The 16,985-nt window shown below is 60.9% G+C and carries 16 protein-coding genes; 15 read left to right on the top strand and 1 reads right to left on the bottom strand.

Annotated elements, in window-relative coordinates; translation table 11 throughout:
• The first annotated feature begins 17 nt into the window (after positions 1 to 17).
• Genes nuoG through ACYQ1P_RS12495 form a run of 11 tightly spaced genes read left to right on the top strand, consistent with a single transcriptional unit; the run spans position 18 to position 12,797 of the window.
• Positions 18 to 2,081, top strand: coding sequence for an NADH-quinone oxidoreductase subunit NuoG (nuoG, locus tag ACYQ1P_RS12545; protein WP_460020688.1), 2,064 nt, complete (start codon positions 18 to 20; stop codon positions 2,079 to 2,081).
• Positions 2,074 to 3,102 carry an NADH-quinone oxidoreductase subunit NuoH gene (nuoH, locus tag ACYQ1P_RS12540; protein ID WP_460020687.1) on the top strand — a complete coding sequence of 343 codons (1,029 nt, stop codon included), beginning with the start codon at positions 2,074 to 2,076 and terminating at the stop codon, positions 3,100 to 3,102. Before nuoG ends, nuoH begins: the two co-directional genes overlap by 8 nt.
• A 9-nt stretch (positions 3,103 to 3,111) precedes the next feature.
• A complete protein-coding gene (nuoI, locus tag ACYQ1P_RS12535) occupies positions 3,112 to 3,600 on the top strand; it encodes an NADH-quinone oxidoreductase subunit NuoI (protein WP_460020686.1) in 489 nt (162 codons plus the stop codon).
• 40 nt (positions 3,601 to 3,640) lie between these two features.
• Positions 3,641 to 4,276 (top strand): NADH-quinone oxidoreductase subunit J, encoded by a 636-nt coding sequence (locus ACYQ1P_RS12530; protein WP_460020685.1) that lies wholly within the window; start codon positions 3,641 to 3,643, stop codon positions 4,274 to 4,276.
• Positions 4,249 to 4,557: an NADH-quinone oxidoreductase subunit NuoK gene (gene nuoK / locus ACYQ1P_RS12525; RefSeq protein WP_460020684.1), complete on the top strand. Its 309-nt coding sequence runs from the start codon at positions 4,249 to 4,251 to the stop codon at positions 4,555 to 4,557. The genes ACYQ1P_RS12530 and nuoK overlap by 28 nt, the downstream gene beginning before the upstream one ends.
• Before the next feature lie 5 nt (positions 4,558 to 4,562).
• Positions 4,563 to 6,518 (top strand): NADH-quinone oxidoreductase subunit L, encoded by a 1,956-nt coding sequence (gene nuoL, locus ACYQ1P_RS12520; protein ID WP_460020683.1) that lies wholly within the window; start codon positions 4,563 to 4,565, stop codon positions 6,516 to 6,518.
• A gap of 8 nt (positions 6,519 to 6,526) precedes the next feature.
• A complete protein-coding gene (locus ACYQ1P_RS12515; RefSeq protein ID WP_460020682.1) occupies positions 6,527 to 8,053 on the top strand; it encodes an NADH-quinone oxidoreductase subunit M in 1,527 nt (508 codons plus the stop codon).
• A 24-nt stretch (positions 8,054 to 8,077) separates the two neighbouring features.
• A complete protein-coding gene (nuoN, locus tag ACYQ1P_RS12510) occupies positions 8,078 to 9,547 on the top strand; it encodes an NADH-quinone oxidoreductase subunit NuoN (protein WP_460021647.1) in 1,470 nt (489 codons plus the stop codon).
• Positions 9,548 to 9,556: 9 nt separating this feature from the next.
• The gene (locus tag ACYQ1P_RS12505; protein WP_460020681.1) at positions 9,557 to 10,297 is read left to right on the top strand and encodes a biotin--[acetyl-CoA-carboxylase] ligase; all 741 of its coding nucleotides are present in this window, start codon (positions 9,557 to 9,559) and stop codon (positions 10,295 to 10,297) included.
• Between the two features lie 39 nt (positions 10,298 to 10,336).
• A complete protein-coding gene (locus ACYQ1P_RS12500) occupies positions 10,337 to 11,131 on the top strand; it encodes a type III pantothenate kinase (protein WP_460020680.1) in 795 nt (264 codons plus the stop codon).
• A gap of 10 nt (positions 11,132 to 11,141) precedes the next feature.
• Positions 11,142 to 12,797, top strand: coding sequence for a ribonuclease J (locus tag ACYQ1P_RS12495; protein WP_460020679.1), 1,656 nt, complete (start codon positions 11,142 to 11,144; stop codon positions 12,795 to 12,797).
• A 75-nt stretch (positions 12,798 to 12,872) separates the two neighbouring features.
• Here ACYQ1P_RS12495 and ACYQ1P_RS12490 read toward each other — a convergent pair whose 3' ends face one another.
• Positions 12,873 to 13,301, bottom strand: a complete 429-nt coding sequence (locus ACYQ1P_RS12490) for a Ros/MucR family transcriptional regulator (RefSeq protein WP_460020678.1) — start codon at positions 13,299 to 13,301, stop codon at positions 12,873 to 12,875.
• Positions 13,302 to 13,640: 339 nt separating this feature from the next.
• On the opposite strand from ACYQ1P_RS12490, the gene rpiB reads away from it, so the two are divergent.
• Genes rpiB through ribD form a run of 4 tightly spaced genes read left to right on the top strand, consistent with a single transcriptional unit; the run spans position 13,641 to position 16,985 of the window.
• A complete protein-coding gene (rpiB, locus tag ACYQ1P_RS12485; RefSeq protein WP_460020677.1) occupies positions 13,641 to 14,120 on the top strand; it encodes a ribose 5-phosphate isomerase B in 480 nt (159 codons plus the stop codon).
• Entirely contained in the window at positions 14,117 to 15,397 is a 1,281-nt protein-coding gene (gene glyA, locus ACYQ1P_RS12480; protein ID WP_460020676.1) for a serine hydroxymethyltransferase, read from the top strand. Before rpiB ends, glyA begins: the two co-directional genes overlap by 4 nt.
• Positions 15,398 to 15,427: 30 nt before the next feature.
• A complete protein-coding gene (gene nrdR / locus ACYQ1P_RS12475) occupies positions 15,428 to 15,880 on the top strand; it encodes a transcriptional regulator NrdR (RefSeq protein ID WP_460020675.1) in 453 nt (150 codons plus the stop codon).
• Positions 15,870 to 16,985, top strand: a complete 1,116-nt coding sequence (gene ribD, locus ACYQ1P_RS12470) for a bifunctional diaminohydroxyphosphoribosylaminopyrimidine deaminase/5-amino-6-(5-phosphoribosylamino)uracil reductase RibD (RefSeq protein ID WP_460020674.1) — start codon at positions 15,870 to 15,872, stop codon at positions 16,983 to 16,985. Before nrdR ends, ribD begins: the two co-directional genes overlap by 11 nt.

Genomic DNA, 16,985 nt, shown 5'->3' with positions numbered 1-16,985 from the left:
GGAGAAGAGGACAGACAATGCCGAAGTTGACCATCGACGGCATGGAAATCGAAGTGGAGCCCGGCCTGACCGTGCTTCAGGCGTGCGAGCAGGCGGGAATTGAGATTCCGCGCTTTTGCTATCACGAACGGCTGTCCATTGCCGGAAACTGCCGCATGTGCCTGGTGGAGATGGAGCGGGCCCCGAAGCCGGTGGCCTCCTGCGCCATGCCGGTGGGCGAGGGCATGGTGATCAAGACCAACACCGAAGCCGTGCGCAAGATGCGCCAGGGGGTGATGGAATTCCTGCTCATCAACCATCCGCTGGACTGCCCGATCTGCGATCAGGGCGGCGAGTGCGATTTGCAGGATCAGGCCATGGCCTATGGCTGTGACCGCAGCCGCTATGCGGAAAACAAGCGTGCCGTGGCCGACAAGGACTTCGGACCGCTGGTCAAGGGCATCATGACCCGCTGCATTCATTGCACCCGCTGCGTGCGCTTCGTCACCGAGGTGGCCGGGGTGCCCGACATGGGCGGCATCGGGCGCGGCGAGCACATGGAAATCTCCACCTATGTGGAAAAAGCCCTGGGCTCCGAATTGTCCGGCAACGTGGTTGATCTGTGCCCGGTCGGCGCGCTCACCTCGCGGCCCTATGCCTTCACCGCTCGGCCCTGGGAATTGCGCCGCACCGAGAGCATCGACGTGCTGGACGCCCTGGGCAGCAATATCCGCATCGACGCCCGGGGGCCACAGGTGCTGCGCGTCCTGCCACGGGTCCATGAGGATATCAACGAAGAATGGCTCGGCGACAAGAGCCGCCATGCCTGCGACGGCCTCGGCAAGCGTCGCCTGGACCGTCCCTATGTACGCGGTGCCGATGGCAAGCTGGCCCCGACTTCCTGGGATGACGCCCTGGCGGCGATCAAGGCCCGGCTGTCCGGTCTCGACGGATCGAAAATCGCTGCCATCGCCGGAGATCTGGTGGATTGCGAATCGGTGTTCGCGCTGAAGGGGTTGATGGAGGCCCTGGGGTCGCCACACATGGACTGCCGCCAGGACGGCGCAGCCCTGGATGGGACCGTTCGGGCGAGCTATCTGTTCAACAGCACCATCGCCGGGATCGAGCAGGCCGACGCGGTGCTGCTGGTCGGCTGCAATCCGCGCCGGGAGGCTCCGGTGCTCAATGCCCGACTGCGCAAGCGCTATCTGATGGGCGGTTTCGCTGTCGGCGTGCTCGGCGAGGCCATGGACCTGACCTACAAGACCACCCATCTGGGCGACGATCCGTCGTTGCTGGGCAAGCTGGATGGTCGCAATCCGTTTGGCAAGATCCTCAAGGATGCCAAAAAGCCGATGATCATTCTCGGCATGGGGGCGCTGGCCCGTCCGGATGGGGCTGCCATCCTGGCCGCCGCTCACGAGTTGGCCGACAAGATGGGCATGATCACCGCCGACTGGAACGGCTTCAATGTGCTGCATACCGCCGCCGGACGGGTCGGGGCAATGGACCTCGGTTTCCTGCCGGGGGACAAGGGCCTTGATGTGGCGGGAATGTACCGCGCGGCCCAGGACGGTAAGATCGAAGTGCTGTTTTTGCTTGGTGCCGACGAACTGGACATGAATCGTCTCGGTCGGCCCTTCGTGGTCTATCAGGGGCATCATGGGGACGCCGGTGCGGCGCGCGCCGATGTGATCCTGCCCGGGGCCGCCTATACGGAAAAAGACGGCACCTACGTCAACACCGAGGGCCGCCCGCAGCGTGGTCGCCGGGCCGTGTTCCCGCCGGGCGAGGCGAAGGAAGACTGGGCCATCCTGCGTGCCCTGTCGGGGGTGCTGGGTGTGGCCCTGCCATACGACGATCTGCCTGCCCTGCGCAAGGCCATGGTCGCCGCCTGTCCGAACCTGGGCAATCTGGATCAAATCAGCGCCGCCGAATGGGCCGCTTTCGGAACCGCCGGCAAGATCGCCACGGCGGCTTTGACGTCGTCGGTGGACAACTACTACATGACCGACCCGATCAGTCGGGCCTCCGAGACCATGGCCCGCTGCACGGACGTTTTCGGCACGGCAAGCCTGGAGAGGACCGGCACCGATGGTTGACTTCTTCATGGAATATATTTGGCCGACCTTGTGGATCATCATCAAGATCGTCGCCATTGTCCTGCCGGTGCTGATTGCGGTTGCCTATCTGACCTATGCCGAACGCAAGGTCATCGGAGCCATGCATCGGCGTAAAGGCCCCAACGTGGTCGGTCCGTTCGGCCTTTTGCAGCCCATAGCAGATGGTCTGAAGCTGTTCCTCAAGGAAACGGTCGTGCCGTCTGGAGCCAGCCCGGTGGTGTTCATTGCCGCGCCGATGGTGACCTTCATTCTGTCGCTGATTGCCTGGGCCGTGGTGCCGTTTGGTGAAGACATGGTGCTGGCAGACATTAATGTCGGGGTGCTTTACCTGTTTGCCATTTCGTCGCTCGGGGTCTACGGCATCCTGATGGCCGGTTGGGCTTCCAACTCGCGCTACGCTTTCCTCGGCGGGCTGCGGTCGGCGGCGCAGATGGTGTCCTACGAAGTCTCCATGGGATTTGTCATCATCACCGTGTTGCTCTGCGTCGGTTCGTTGAACCTGACCGATATCGTGATGGCGCAGAAGGGCGGATTGGGCCTGTTCAATTGGTATTTCCTGCCGCTGTTTCCGATGTTCGTGATTTTCTTCATCTCCACGGTGGCCGAGACCAATCGCCATCCGTTCGACCTGCCAGAGGCCGAGGCGGAGTTGGTGGCCGGATTCAACGTGGATTATTCGGCCATGACCTTCGCCCTGTTCTTCCTCGGCGAATATGCCAACATGATCCTGATGGCGGGCATGACCTCGATCCTGTTCCTCGGCGGCTGGCTGCCGCCGTTCGATTTCGCGCCCTTCACCTGGGTGCCGGGACCGATCTGGTTCGCTTTGAAAATCTGCTTCGTGCTGTTTTTCTACCTGTGGATTCGGGCGACCTTCCCGCGCTATCGCTACGATCAGCTGATGCGCCTGGGGTGGAAGATCTTTCTGCCGATTTCGCTCGCCGCCGTGGTGATTGTGGCCGGGTTCCTGTTGGCATTCGACTTGGTTCCGGGGGCGTAGGAGGAAGATATGGGATTCATTGATCGCACCGCGCGCGCCTTTTTGCTGGTCGAGTTGGTCAAGGGCATGGCCCTGACCTTCAGCTACATGTTCAAGCCCTGCGTGACCCTCAACTATCCGATGGAAAAGGGGCCGTTGAGCCCGCGTTTCCGGGGCGAACATGCCTTGCGCCGCTATGCCAACGGCGAAGAACGCTGTATCGCCTGCAAGCTGTGCGAGGCCATCTGTCCGGCCCTGGCGATCACCATTGAGGCCGAGCCGCGGGCCGACGGCAGCCGTCGTACCAGCCGCTACGACATCGACATGACCAAGTGCATCTATTGCGGCTTCTGTCAGGAAGCCTGTCCGGTGGATGCCATTGTCGAAGGTCCGAACTTTGAATATGCCACCGAGACCCGCGAGGAGCTGTTCTATGACAAGAGCAAGCTGCTGGCCAATGGGGATCGCTGGGAAACCGAACTGGCGGCCCGCATCCGGGCCGACGCGCCGTACCGATGAGCGCACAAGGAAAATCCCTGAAGGGGGGGATGGCAACGATATGATACAGGCCTTGGCTTTCTACCTGTTTGCCGCATTCACGGTGTTTTCCGCCGTGATGGTGATCTCGTCGCGCAATCCGGTCCATGCGGTGTTGTTCCTGATCCTGGCGTTCTTCAACTCGGCGGCGCTGTTCCTGCTGTTGGGGGCGGAATTCCTGGCCATGATCCTGGTCATTGTCTATGTGGGCGCGGTGGCCGTGCTGTTCCTGTTCGTGGTGATGATGCTGGACGTGAACTTTGCCGAAATGCGCGCCGGATTTCAGCGCTATCTGCCCATCGGCGGGGCGGTTGGCCTGATCCTGCTCATTGAACTGGTGGCCATTCTGGGCGGACTGCATCTGGATCCGGAGCTGATCGGCAAGGGCCTGTCGCCCATACCTGATATGGCCTCTGTGACCAATACACAGGCCATCGGCAACGTCATCTATACCGACTACATCTATCTGTTCCAGGCGGCGGGCATGGTGCTGTTCGTTGCCATGATTGGTGCTATCGTGCTGACTCACCGCAAACGGCCGGGGGTGCGCAAACAGAAAATTGCCGACCAAGTGGCGCGCGGCAAAGACGTGGAACTGCGCAAGGTTCCGACAGGGGGGGGGGATCTGACATGGACATCGGCCTGGGCCATTACCTGACGCTGTCGGCGATCCTGTTCACCATCGGGGTGTTCGGCATTTTCCTCAACCGCAAGAACATCATCGTCATCTTGATGTCGGTTGAACTGATGCTGCTGGCGGTGAACCTCAACATGGTCGCCTTTTCGGCCCATCTTCAGGACTTGGTGGGGCAGATCTTCGCCATGTTCATCCTGACCGTGGCCGCCGCCGAGGCCGCCATCGGGCTGGCCATCCTGGTGGTTTATTTCCGCAACCGCGGTTCCATCGCGGTCGAAGATATCAACGTGATGAAGGGGTAGGCCAGATGTACGCTGCCATCGTCTTCCTGCCGTTTCTGGCCTTTCTGATCGCCGGGGCTCTGGCCTTTGTCACGCCGCGCGACAAGGAACACAAGCATAAGATCGACCAGAAGGCGCAATGGGTGACCAGCGGTGCCTTGGTGATTTCCTGGGTGCTGTCCATGCAGGCCTTCGCCGATGTGGCGCTGGGCGGTCATCCGGTGACCATCGAACTGTTCCGCTGGATTCAATCGGGCACCATGGACGTGTCCTGGGCCTTGAAGGTCGATACCCTGACCGCCGTCATGCTGATCGTGGTGACCACCGTGTCGGCGATGGTGCATATCTATTCCATCGGTTACATGCACCATGATCCGGACGTGCCGCGTTTCATGGCCTATCTGTCGTTCTTCACCTTCTGCATGTTGATGCTGGTGACCGCCGACAACCTGTTGCAGATGTTCTTCGGCTGGGAGGGTGTCGGTGTGGCGTCCTATCTGCTGATCGGCTTCTGGTACGACAAGCCCTCGGCCAATGCGGCAGCGATCAAGGCCTTCATCGTCAACCGGGTCGGCGATTTCGGTTTCGCTCTGGGCATATTCGGCACCTTTTTGCTGTTTGACACCATCAGCCTGGACGCTATCTTCGCCGCCGTGCCCGGTCAGGCCGACGCCACCATGAATGTGTTCGGCATGGAAGTGCATGCCTTGACCGCCTTGTGCCTGCTGTTGTTCGTTGGGGCCATGGGCAAGTCGGCGCAGTTGGGGCTGCATACCTGGCTGCCCGATGCCATGGAAGGCCCGACACCGGTCTCCGCCTTGATCCATGCGGCGACCATGGTCACCGCTGGAGTGTTCATGGTGGCCCGCCTGTCGCCGATGTTCGAATATTCCGACACCGCCTTGATGGTGGTCACCTATGTGGGGGCCTTCACCGCCTTTTTCGCCGCCACCGTGGGGCTGGTGCAAAACGACATCAAGCGGGTGATCGCCTATTCCACCTGTTCCCAGTTGGGCTACATGTTCTTCGCCTGCGGCGTTTCGGCCTATTCGGCGGGCATTTTCCATCTGATGACCCATGCCTCGTTCAAGGCGTTGCTGTTTCTCGGGGCGGGGTCGGTGATCCATGCCATGTCCGACGAACAGGATATGCGCCGTATGGGCGGGATCTGGAAGATGATCCCGATGACCTATATCCTGATGTGGATTGGCTCGCTGGCCCTGGCCGGGGTGCCGCCGTTCGCCGGATTCTTCTCCAAGGACATGATCCTGGAAAGCGCCTGGGGGGCCCATTCCTCCATCGGCTATCTGGCCTTCTGGCTGGGTGTCGCGGCGGCCTTCATGACCGCGTTCTATTCCATGCGGCTGCTGATGATGACGTTCCATGGCAAGCCGCGGGCCGACGAAACCACCATGGCCCATGTGCACGAAAGCCCGAAAGTGATGATTCTGCCCCTTCTGGTGCTTGCCGCCGGGGCCATTGCGGCGGGCTGGCTGGGTTATGAGTACTTCGTGGGACACAACGCCGTGGCTTTCTGGGGCAACGCCATTTTCGTCGCCGAGCATCATCAGGCCCTGGAAAATGCCCATCATGCGCCCGGTTGGGTGAAGCTGCTGCCGTTGGTCATGGGGGTGAGCGGGTTGCTCCTGGGCTTCCTGTTCTATGGCCCGTTCAGTGCCATGCCGGGCTGGATGGTGGCCAATTTCCGCTCCGTCTACGACCTGCTGCTCAACAAGTGGTGGTTCGACGAACTGTACGATGTGCTCTTCGTGCGTCCGGCCTTCAAGCTGGGGCGGGCCTTCTGGAAGGGCGGCGACGGGGCCTTGATCGACGGGGTCGGCCCCGACGGGGTGGCGGCCAATGTCCTGAGCTGGGTGCGCCGCGCCTCGGCGCTGCAAACCGGCTTCGTTTTCCATTATGCCTTCGCCATGTTGATCGGGGTCGCCGGACTGGTGACCTGGTATCTGTTTACGCAGGGGTGAGCTGACTGATGCAACACGTTCCAATCCTGTCCATCGTCACGTTCCTGCCCCTGGTGGGTGTGTTCCTGATTCCGTTCATCCACGACAAGAGCGTCGAGGTTGAAGCCCGCAACGCGCGCCGGGTGGCGCTCTGGACATCGGGCATTACTTTCCTGCTGTCCTTGTTCCTGTGGCTTGATTTCGACAACAGCACGGCGGCCTTCCAGTTCGAGGAAAACGTCGTCTGGATGGAAAGCTCCGGCATCGCCTATCACATGGGAATTGATGGTATTTCCCTGTTCTTCGTCCTGCTTTCGACGGCCCTGAGCCCGATCTGCATCCTGGCCAGTTGGGAGAGCATCAAGGAACGCACCAAGGAATACATGATTGCCTTCCTGGTGCTGGAAACCATGATGGTCGGTACCTTCTGCGCCCTTGATATCGTAGTCTTCTACGTGTTCTTCGAGGCGGTGCTGCTGCCCATGTTCCTGATCATCGGCGTCTGGGGCGGCCAACGGCGGGTCTATGCGGCGTTCAAGTTCTTCCTCTATACGCTGCTCGGATCGGTGCTGATGCTGCTGGCCCTGCTGGCCATGTATGCTGAGGCGGGCACCACCGATATTCCTGCGCTGATGGCTTACGACTTCCCCATGTCCATGCAGACCTGGCTGTGGCTGGCCTTTTTTGCCTCGTTCGCGGTGAAGGTTCCCATGTGGCCGGTGCATACCTGGCTGCCGGACGCCCATGTGGAGGCCCCGACGGCGGGCTCAGTGATCCTGGCCGGGGTGCTGCTGAAGTTCGGCGGTTACGGGTTCTTACGTTTCTCGCTGCCTATGTTCCCGGAAGCCAGCCTCTATTTCACGCCCTTTATTTTCAGCCTGAGCATCATCGCGGTGATCTATACCTCGCTGGTCGCCCTGGTGCAGCAGGACATGAAAAAGCTGATTGCCTACAGCTCCATCGCCCACATGGCCTTCGTGACGGCGGGGACCTTCTCCATGACCGTTCAGGGCGTGGAGGGCGCGATCTATCAGATGCTGTCTCACGGGGTGGTTTCGGCTGCCCTGTTCCTCATCGTCGGCGTGGTCTATGACCGCATCCACAGCCGCGAGATCGACGTCTATGGCGGTCTGGTGCATCGCATGCCGGTCTATGCCTTTGTGTTCATGATTTTCATGCTGGCGTCGGTGGGCCTTCCGGGGACCGGGGGATTCGTCGGTGAGTTCCTGGTGTTGATGGGGTTGTTCCAGGTGGATACGCTGGTTGCTGCCCTGGTCACCACCGGTGTGGTGCTTGGCGCGGCCTATATGCTGTATCTCTATCGGCGGGTGATCTTCGGCAAGCTGACCAAGGATCATCTGAAGGAAATCCTCGACCTGAGCCCGCGCGAGGTGTTCATTTTTGCCCCCCTGGTCCTGGTTGTGCTGTGGATGGGCATTTATCCCAGCACCTTCCTCGATCCCATGCATGCCTCGGTGGAACATCTGCTCTCCCAGGTTCATGTTCAATCGGCACAAATCCAGACTTCCGGCCTCGTGGCCGGGCTCGGACAGTAAGGAGCGATGCCCGCCATGCATACGATGAGCCCGTCCTTCAATCTCATCCCGGTGATGCCGGAACTGTTCCTGGCCTGTGCCGCCATGGCCCTGCTGATGCTCGGCGTGTTCCAGAAGGACACCCCGTCGGAACACGGCAAGACGGTCCATCTGCTGTCCCACCTGTCGGTCATAACCTGTCTGCTGACCATTTTGCTGGTCTGGGTCTATGGCAGCCATGCCGGGGAGACTCTGCATGGCTTGTTCCTGGCCGATGGCTATGCGGCTTTTCTTAAAACGCTGATTCTGGTGGCTTCCGGGTTGACCATCATCGTTTCCCAAACTTACCTGAGAACCCAGCATATCCAGCGCTTCGAGTATCCGGTGCTGATCCTGCTGGCGACCCTGGGCATGTTGATGATGGTCTCGGCCGGGGACATGATGTCCCTGTATCTGGGCCTCGAACTGCAAAGTCTGAGCCTTTATATCCTGGCCGCCTTCAGCCGCGACAACCTGCGTTCCACTGAGGCCGGGCTGAAGTATTTCGTCCTCGGGGCGCTGTCTTCCGGGTTGCTGCTCTATGGCATGTCCCTGGTCTATGGCTTTACCGGCACCACCAACTTCGCGGGATTGGCACATTTCTTCGAGCATGGGGCGGCCCATGGCCCGTCTGTCGGGGCGATTGTCGGCATCGTGTTCATTCTGTCCGGTCTGGCCTTCAAGATTTCCGCCGTGCCGTTCCATATGTGGACGCCGGATGTCTACGAAGGGGCCCCGACGCCGGTCACCGCGTTTTTCGCCGTCGCCCCGAAGATTGCCGCCCTGGGTCTGATTCTGCGACTCATGACCGGGCCGTTCGGCGATCTGGTGGCGCAATGGCAGCAGATCGTGACCTTTTTTGCCGTGGCCTCCATGCTGCTTGGGGCCTTTGCCGCCATCGGTCAGCGCAATATCAAGCGTCTGATGGCCTATAGCTCCATCGGCCACATGGGCTATGCCCTGGTCGGTCTGGCTGCGGGGACCGAGGCGGGTGTCAGTGGGGTGCTGGTCTACATGGCCATCTATCTGTTCATGAATGCCGGGGCGTTCACGGCGATCTTGTGCATGAGCCGCAACGAGCGGATGGTTGAGAACATCGACGATCTGGCCGGACTGGGCAAGCGGCAGCCGATGATGGCGTTGGTCATTGGGTTGTTCATGTTTTCCCTGGCCGGGATTCCTCCGCTGGCCGGGTTCTTCGGCAAGTTCTATGTATTCATGGCGGCCATTGACGCCCAGCTTTACGGGCTGGCGGTGATCGGCGTGCTGGCCAGCGTGGTCGGAGCCTATTATTACGTCCGAATCGTCAAGATCATGTATTTCGACGATCCCGCCGAATCCTTTGACCGGCCCATCGGCGTGGAAATGGGCGGCGTTCTCGCGGTCACCGGATTCTTCGTGCTCTGTTTCTTCCTCTATCCGGCCCCCATCCTCAGCGGTGCGGCACAGGCGGCTTCCGTTCTGTTCGGGTCCTGATCGGCGCGGATGTCGGTTCCTTCGCCTTTTCAGGTGGTGAGTCTGGAGCGGGTGGACAGCACCAATGACGAGGCCCGTCGCCGGGTCCTGGCCGGTGCCCCGCATCTGACCGTGATCCAGGCAAGTGAACAAACATCCGGGCACGGTCGACGCGGGCGAACCTGGGTTTCCCGGCCGGGAAATCTGTATGTGTCGTTCATTCTGCGGCCGCAATGCGCCGTCGCCACGGCGGGGCAGGTCAGTTTCCTGGTCGCCCTGGCCCTGGCCGATGCCTTGTACGAGGTGAGCGACGGCCTGTTGCGGGCAACCTGCAAATGGCCCAACGACCTGTTGCTGAACGGCAGGAAGGTGAGCGGGATTCTGCTGGAAAGCACGGCTACGGCTCAGGGAAATGTGGATTGGTTGATTGCCGGAGTTGGAGTCAATCTGGCCCATGCCCCGACGGGAACGGACTTTCCCGCCACCTGTCTGGCCGATGAGGGGGCCGGTCAGGTGACTCCGGAACGGCTGCTGGAGGCATTGTGCCAACAACTTCTGGTCCGCTGGACCGCCTGGGAAAGCCATGGGTTTCAGTCCTTGCGCAAGGATTGGTTGGCCCGCGCCCACGGGCGGGGGGAGATCCTGACCGTGCGGCTGGCCCGGGAAACCCTGCGCGGTCGCTTCGTGGACCTGGACGAGCAGGGGGCATTGGTGCTGGACAGTGGTCAGGGGCAGCGCCATATAAATGCCGGGGATGTGTTTTTCGATTAGGCTTTGGTCCCGATCTGGGGCCGACAAGGATGTTTGCTGATGCTGCTCGCCATCGATTCCGGCAATACCAACACCGTGTTCGCCGTGTTTGACGATGATCACGTGGAGCGGGGCGAGTGGCGTTGCGCCACCGATGCCAACCGCACTGCCGACGAATACGGCGTCTGGCTCGACCGGCTCATGATCTTGAAGGGTTTGAGCCGGGAGGATGTGGATGCGGCGATCATCGCCACCGTGGTGCCAGCCAATCTGTTCAATCTGCGCATGCTCTGCCGGGCCTATTTCCAATGCGAGCCGATCGTGGTCGGCGCCGAAGATGTGGACTTGGGCATTCAGGTCCTGGTCGACCGTCCGGAAGAGGTCGGCGCGGACCGACTGATCAACGCCATTGCCGCCTTCCAGTCGTGGCCAGAACCGCAGATCATCATTGATTTCGGCACCGCCACCACCTTCGATGTGGTCGACGGGGATGGCAATTATCTGGGTGGGGTCATCGCGCCGGGCATCAACCTTTCGCTGGAGGCTCTGCACAAGGCGGCAGCCCAGTTGCCCCGGGTCGCTATCGGCCGCCCCAAAAGGGTGATCGGCAAGGGCACCGTGGAAGCCATGCGGTCGGGCATTTTCTGGGGCTATGTGGGGATGATCGAGGGGATGGTACAGCGCATCCAGACGGAATTCGGCGCCCCCATGCGGGTGGTCGCCACCGGCGGATTAGCCAATCTTTTTACCGAAGCAACGGACTGTATCGACGCGGAAGATGGGGACCTGACCATGCGCGGTTTGTTGATCCTCCATGCCCGTCAAATGAAAAAACCAAAAATCAACACTGCTTGAGGAGATCGCCGTGAGCGAGGGTGTGTACTGGCTACCCCTGGGGGGGGCCGGAGAAATCGGCATGAATGTCTACCTTTATGGGCTGGGAGCGGAAGAAGACCCGGAATGGCTGATGGTGGATTGCGGCATCACTTTCGGCAACGGCACGGTGCCCGGCGTCGATGTGATTCTGCCTGAAATCGCCTGGATCGAGGAGCGCCGGCATCGTCTGTCCGGTCTGGTGTTGACCCATGCCCATGAGGATCATCTGGGCGCGGTGCATTATCTCTGGCATCGGCTGCGCTGTCCGGTCTACGCCACGCCCTTCGCGGCGGCGGTGCTGCGCAGCAAATTGACCGAGGCGGGCCTGCAAAACCAAGTGCCGTTGCACGTGATTCCACTGTCGGGAAAATTCGAGGTCGGGTCGTTCAAGCTGCAATACGTGACCATGACTCATTCCATCCCTGAGCCCAATCTGTTGATGATCGACACCCCCCATGGCCGTATCGCCCACAGCGGTGATTTCAAGTTCGATCCGCGCCCGGTGATCGGTGAACCGGTGGACAAGGCGACACTGAAGGCCTACGGGGATGCCGGAGTGACGGCCTTGATTGCCGATTCCACCAATGTGCTGACCGAAGGCGACGGGGAATCGGAATCCGATCTTCTCAAGGATTTGACACGGATCATCGACGCCGCCACGGGGCAGGTGGCGGTGACCTGCTTTGCCACCAACGTGGCCCGCTTGCGCACCATTTGCGCGGCGGCGGCGGCCACCGGGCGGCATGTCTGCCTCGTCGGGCGGTCGCTGCACAAAATGTCGGGAATTGCCCGCCAAATGGGGCTGCTCAACGGCGTCGAGGATTTCATCGGGGAAAAAGAGGCGGGTTTTATCCCCGAAGACAAGCTGCTGTATATCTGCACCGGATGCCAGGGGGAACCACGCGGGGCCTTGTCGCGCATCTCCCATGACGGGCACCGGGACGTCAAGCTGAAGCCCGGAGCGCTGGTGATTTTCTCCTCGCGTATTATTCCCGGCAACGAACTGTCGGTGCAGCGGATTCAGAATGCCCTGGTGCGCCACGGCATGACGGTTCTGACCTGGCGCGATGCCCATGTGCATGTGTCCGGCCACCCGGCACGCGGTGAATTGAAAAAGCTCTATGATCTGTTGCGCCCGGAGATTCTGGTGCCGATGCACGGCGAATCCATTCATCTGCGCGAACAGGCCAAATGGGCCGAAACCTGCGGCATTCCCAAGACTCTGGTGGCCGAAAACGGCAGCATGGTGCGATTGTCTCCCAATGGCCCGACCGTTGTGGATAACGTGCCGGTGGGGCGTTATGGCTTGGATGGGCAACGGTTGATCGCCTTTGACGGCGATGTGATTCGCGGGCGCAATCGGGTGATTTTTAATGGATCGGCCCTGGTCACTGTGGTGCTGGATGGCAAGGGACATCTGGTGGCCACGCCTCAGGTCTCGGTGCAGGGCCTGATCGAGGAAGCGGAGCAGGGGTTGCTGGAAGAGGCCGAGGCGGCGGCGGCGGGCGCGGTCAACGAGGTTCCGCGCTCCTGTCTGAAAAATGACGACGAGGTCAGCGATGCGGTCAAGGTTGCCGTCCGCCGGGTTTTCCGGGGCGCCATCGGCAAGAAACCGGCCATGCAGGTGCATCTGGTGAGGGTCTGAACGTCCAAAGCCCTATACAGCAAGCCCCGGATGACAGCGTCGCCCGGGGCTTGGCTTTTCGCGATGCAGCGAGGGTCAGGCTTTCCGGCGGCCGCCCTTTTTGCCTAGGCCGATCTGTTTGGCGAACGCCGAGCGCTGGGCCGCGTAGTTCGGGGCCACCATCGGATAGTCGGCGGGCAGGTTCCATTTGGCGCGGTATTCTTCAGCAGTCATGCCATAGGTGGTGCGCAGGTAGCGCTTGAGCATTTTCATCTTCTTGCCGTCTTCGAGGCAGATCAGATAGTCCGGTGTGATGGATTTCTTCACCGTCACGGCGGGTTTTTGGGCTTCCTCCATCACCACTTCACCGCCTTCCAAAGACTTCAAGGCGCTGTAAACAGTGGTGATGACTTCGGAAATCTGCGCGGCAGGCAGCGAGTTGTTGCTCACATAGGCGGCAACCACATCAACAGACATTTGCAGAAGGTCTTCGTTCGACACGGTGTCGGAATTTTCTTTGCTCATGATATTTCAATTTTCCAATCTGAATTGAGTGACTAAGCTTGAAAGTTTTATTATATAAATCACCTTGACTGTCAATTGGGATTTTATTTCATATCATGAAATACAATCAGCATACCAAACAAAAGTATAAGTAAAATCTGCATATCATGGTTTACGAATAATGATTGCTTCTGAATCTCCCTGTTTCTTCCGCGACTATTCAGATGCCGTCTCGGGGAAGGTCCAGCGCGCCATCTCAGGGCTAAATTTTCATCAGCTCTAGGTGATGGCTGACAAGCGACACCAACATATGGTACCAAGATCGCGGTTTTTCCCGTCCATGGATCTCGTTGCGTTGTCATGTCGTTTAACGCCGTTGCCCTTGCCTGCGATCACGCCGGATACCCCCTCAAGGCCTCCCTGGTGGACGCCTTGCGGCGGCTGAACTGCGACCCCCTGGATTTGGGAACCCATGGCCTGGAGCGGGTCGATTATCCGGATTATGCCTTTCGTCTGGCCGAGGCCCTGCGCCAGGGACAGGCGTCAAGGGGCGTGCTGATCTGCGGCAGCGGCATCGGAATCAGCATGGCCGCCAATCGCTTTCCCTGGGTCCGTGCGGCGCTGATTCATGATTCCCTGGGGGCGCGCATGAGCCGCCAGCACAACGATGCCAATGTCATTGTTTTCGGCAGCCGGATGATCGGCCCCGATACCGCCGTCGATTGCCTGGAAACCTTTCTCGCCACGAATTTCGAGGGCGGCCGCCATACCCGGCGGGTCGCCATGCTCTCCACACCCTTGACCCCTTTGCCGTCCCATGAAGGAAAGACAGCCCCATGACCTCTGCGACCTTTTTCGCGGCCTCCCTGGCCGATGCTGATCCTGAAATTTACCGTTCCATTCGTCAGGAGCTGGAGCGCCAGCAAACCCAGATCGAATTGATCGCGTCGGAAAACATCGTGTCGCGGGCGGTGCTGGAAGCCCAGGGGTCAGTGCTGACCAACAAATACGCCGAAGGCTATCCGGGGCGGCGCTATTACGGCGGTTGCGAGTTTGTCGATGTCGGGGAAAGTCTGGCCATCGAGCGGGCCAAGAAGCTGTTCCATTGCGAGTATGTCAACGTGCAGCCCCATTCCGGGGCGCAGGCCAATGGCGCGGTTTATCAGGCGCTGCTGTCGCCGGGCGATACCCTGATGGGCATGTCCCTGGCCGCTGGCGGGCATCTGACCCATGGGGCGGCTCCGGCGCAGTCCGGCAAGTGGTTCCACGCGGTTCAGTATGGCGTGCGGCGCCAGGATGGTCAGATCGACTATGATGAGTTGGAAACTCTGGCCATCGAGAACAAGCCGAAACTGATTGTCGCCGGTGGCTCGGCCTATCCCCGCATCATCAACTTCGAGCGCATGCGCCAGATTGCCGACAAGGCGGGAGCCCTGTTGATGGTCGATATGGCCCACTTCGCCGGTTTGGTGGCGGCGGGCATCCATCCCAGCCCGTTGCCCTTTGCCGACGTGGTGACCACCACCACCCACAAGACCCTGCGCGGGCCGCGTGGCGGCATGATCCTCAGCAACAATCCGGATCTCGGCAAGAAATTCAATTCCGCCGTGTTCCCGGGCTTGCAGGGCGGGCCGTTGATGCATGTGATTGCCGCCAAGGCGGTGGCCTTCGGCGAGGCGCTGAAACCGGAATTCAAGACCTACGCCACGAACGTCGCCCACAATGCCCGGGTCCTGGCCGAGGTGATCATGCAGCGGGGCTGCGACGTGGTGTCCGGCGGCACCGACACCCATCTGATGCTGGTCGATCTGCGGCCCAAGAAACTGACCGGAAATGTGGCCGAGGCCAGCCTGGAACGGGCCGGGATGACCTGTAACAAGAACGCCATTCCGTTCGATCCGGAAAAGCCGATGGTCACGTCGGGGTTGCGTTTCGGCACGCCTGCGGGAACCACGCGCGGCTTCGGGGAGGCGGAATTCCGCCGGGTCGGTGAACTGGTCGGCGACGTGCTCGATGGTCTGGCCGCCAATCCCGACGATAATTCGGCGGCAGAATTGAAAGCCCGGGAGGAAGTGACCGCGCTCTGCCAGCGGTTCCCCATCTATTCCGACATGTGATTCAACCCCAACTCAGGGAGGAGGCGGGCCATGCGCTGTCCGTTTTGCGGTAACGACGATACCCAGGTCAAGGACTCGCGGCCGACCGAAGACAACGCGGCCATCCGACGGCGGCGCTATTGTCCGGCCTGCGAATCCCGTTTCACCACCTTCGAGCGGGTGCAGTTGCGGGAACTGACGGTGATCAAGAAAAATGGCGACAAAGCCCCGTTCGAGCGGGAAAAGCTGATCCGCGCCTTGAAAATCGCCCTCCGCAAACGGCCCGTGGAGGCGGAAAAGATCGACCGCATCGCCAACTCGATCCAACGCCGCCTGGAGAGCCTGGGGGAGAGCGAGGTGCATTCCAAGGTGATCGGCGAAATGGTCATGGATGTGCTCGCTCAGTTGGATAAGGTGGCCTACGTCCGCTACGCCTCTGTCTACAGAAATTTCCGTGAAGCCAAGGACTTCGAGAAGTTTATTGGAACCTTGGGTGAAGAGTGATCCAGAGACGGATCGGGAGTTTATGCGGGCCGCCCTGGCCCTGGCTGGGCGCGGTTTGGGGCATGTTTGGCCCAATCCGGCGGTCGGTTGTGTGATCGTCAAGGACGGCCATGTGGTCGGTCGGGGGTGGACCCAGCCCGGCGGTCGTCCCCATGCGGAAACCGAGGCGCTGGGGCGGGCCGGAGAGGCGGCGCGCGGGGCCACTGTTTATGTGTCCCTGGAGCCCTGCAATCACCACGGACAAACCCCGCCTTGTTCCGAGGCTCTGGTCCGGGCGGGGGTGGCGCGTGTTGTCGTCGCCCATCGGGACCCGGACCCGCGTACGGCGGGGCAGGGACTGGATACCCTGCGTCAGGCCGGTATCGTGGTGACCGAGGATGTCTGCATCGACGCGGCGGCGGAGTTGAATGCCGGGTTCTTTCTGCGCCTCAACGAAGGTCGCCCGCTGTTCACCCTCAAGACGGCGACCAGCCTGGATGGGCGCATCGCCACCGCGAGCGGTGACAGCCAGTGGATCACCGGGGATCAGGCACGCGCCCTGGGCCACCTTTTGCGGGCCAAACACGACTCCATTCTGGTCGGCATCGGCACCGCTTTGGCCGACAATCCGACGCTGACCTGCCGTCTGCCTGGGTTGGCCGACCGTTCGCCGGTGCCGGTGGTGCTGGATAGTCATCTGCGACTGCCCCTGGACAGCGCCCTGGTGGCCCGGGCCAGCAGCGGCAAGGTGGTTGTGATTTGTCACCATCAGGCCGCGCCGGGCCGCGAAAAAGCTTTGCAGAATAAAGGGGTGGATGTGCTGCGGGTGAAGGCTGACACAGACGGGCATCTGTCACTCCCAGAGGCGGCACAGGCCCTGGGCGGGCTGGGGTTGACCCGGGTTCTGGTGGAAGGCGGTGGCACTGTTGCCGGGGCGTTCATCCGCCACGGGCTGGCGGACCGTCTGATCTGGTTCCGGGCGGCGCGGCTGATCGGAAGTGACGGGACTCCGGCCTTCGGCACCTTGGGAGTGGACAAACTGTCCGACACCCCTTATTTCCAACCCTCCGGGGCACGTCAGGCGGCACCGGACTGGATGGAAACCTACCGCGCGGGCGATCATTAA

It is taken from the genome of Magnetospira thiophila (genome assembly GCF_054657015.1).
This window is presented reverse-complemented; position numbering and strand designations above follow the sequence as displayed.

Bases quoted from the DNA above. Each gene is read 5' to 3' on its own strand.
- nuoG (WP_460020688.1), top strand. From the start codon at position 18: ATGCCGAAGTTGACCATCGACGGCATGGAAATCGAAGTGGAGCCCGGC.
- ACYQ1P_RS12505 (WP_460020681.1), top strand. From the start codon at position 9,557: ATGTCGGTTCCTTCGCCTTTTCAGGTGGTGAGTCTGGAGCGGGTGGAC.
- ACYQ1P_RS12515 (WP_460020682.1), top strand. From the start codon at position 6,527: ATGCAACACGTTCCAATCCTGTCCATCGTCACGTTCCTGCCCCTGGTG.
- nuoL (WP_460020683.1), top strand. From the start codon at position 4,563: ATGTACGCTGCCATCGTCTTCCTGCCGTTTCTGGCCTTTCTGATCGCC.
- ACYQ1P_RS12530 (WP_460020685.1), top strand. From the start codon at position 3,641: ATGATACAGGCCTTGGCTTTCTACCTGTTTGCCGCATTCACGGTGTTT.
- nrdR (WP_460020675.1), top strand. From the start codon at position 15,428: ATGCGCTGTCCGTTTTGCGGTAACGACGATACCCAGGTCAAGGACTCG.
- glyA (WP_460020676.1), top strand. From the start codon at position 14,117: ATGACCTCTGCGACCTTTTTCGCGGCCTCCCTGGCCGATGCTGATCCT.
- ACYQ1P_RS12490 (WP_460020678.1), bottom strand. From the start codon at position 13,301: ATGAGCAAAGAAAATTCCGACACCGTGTCGAACGAAGACCTTCTGCAA.
- rpiB (WP_460020677.1), top strand. From the start codon at position 13,641: ATGTCGTTTAACGCCGTTGCCCTTGCCTGCGATCACGCCGGATACCCC.
- nuoN (WP_460021647.1), top strand. From the start codon at position 8,078: ATGAGCCCGTCCTTCAATCTCATCCCGGTGATGCCGGAACTGTTCCTG.
- nuoH (WP_460020687.1), top strand. From the start codon at position 2,074: ATGGTTGACTTCTTCATGGAATATATTTGGCCGACCTTGTGGATCATC.
- nuoK (WP_460020684.1), top strand. From the start codon at position 4,249: ATGGACATCGGCCTGGGCCATTACCTGACGCTGTCGGCGATCCTGTTC.
- ACYQ1P_RS12500 (WP_460020680.1), top strand. From the start codon at position 10,337: ATGCTGCTCGCCATCGATTCCGGCAATACCAACACCGTGTTCGCCGTG.
- nuoI (WP_460020686.1), top strand. From the start codon at position 3,112: ATGGGATTCATTGATCGCACCGCGCGCGCCTTTTTGCTGGTCGAGTTG.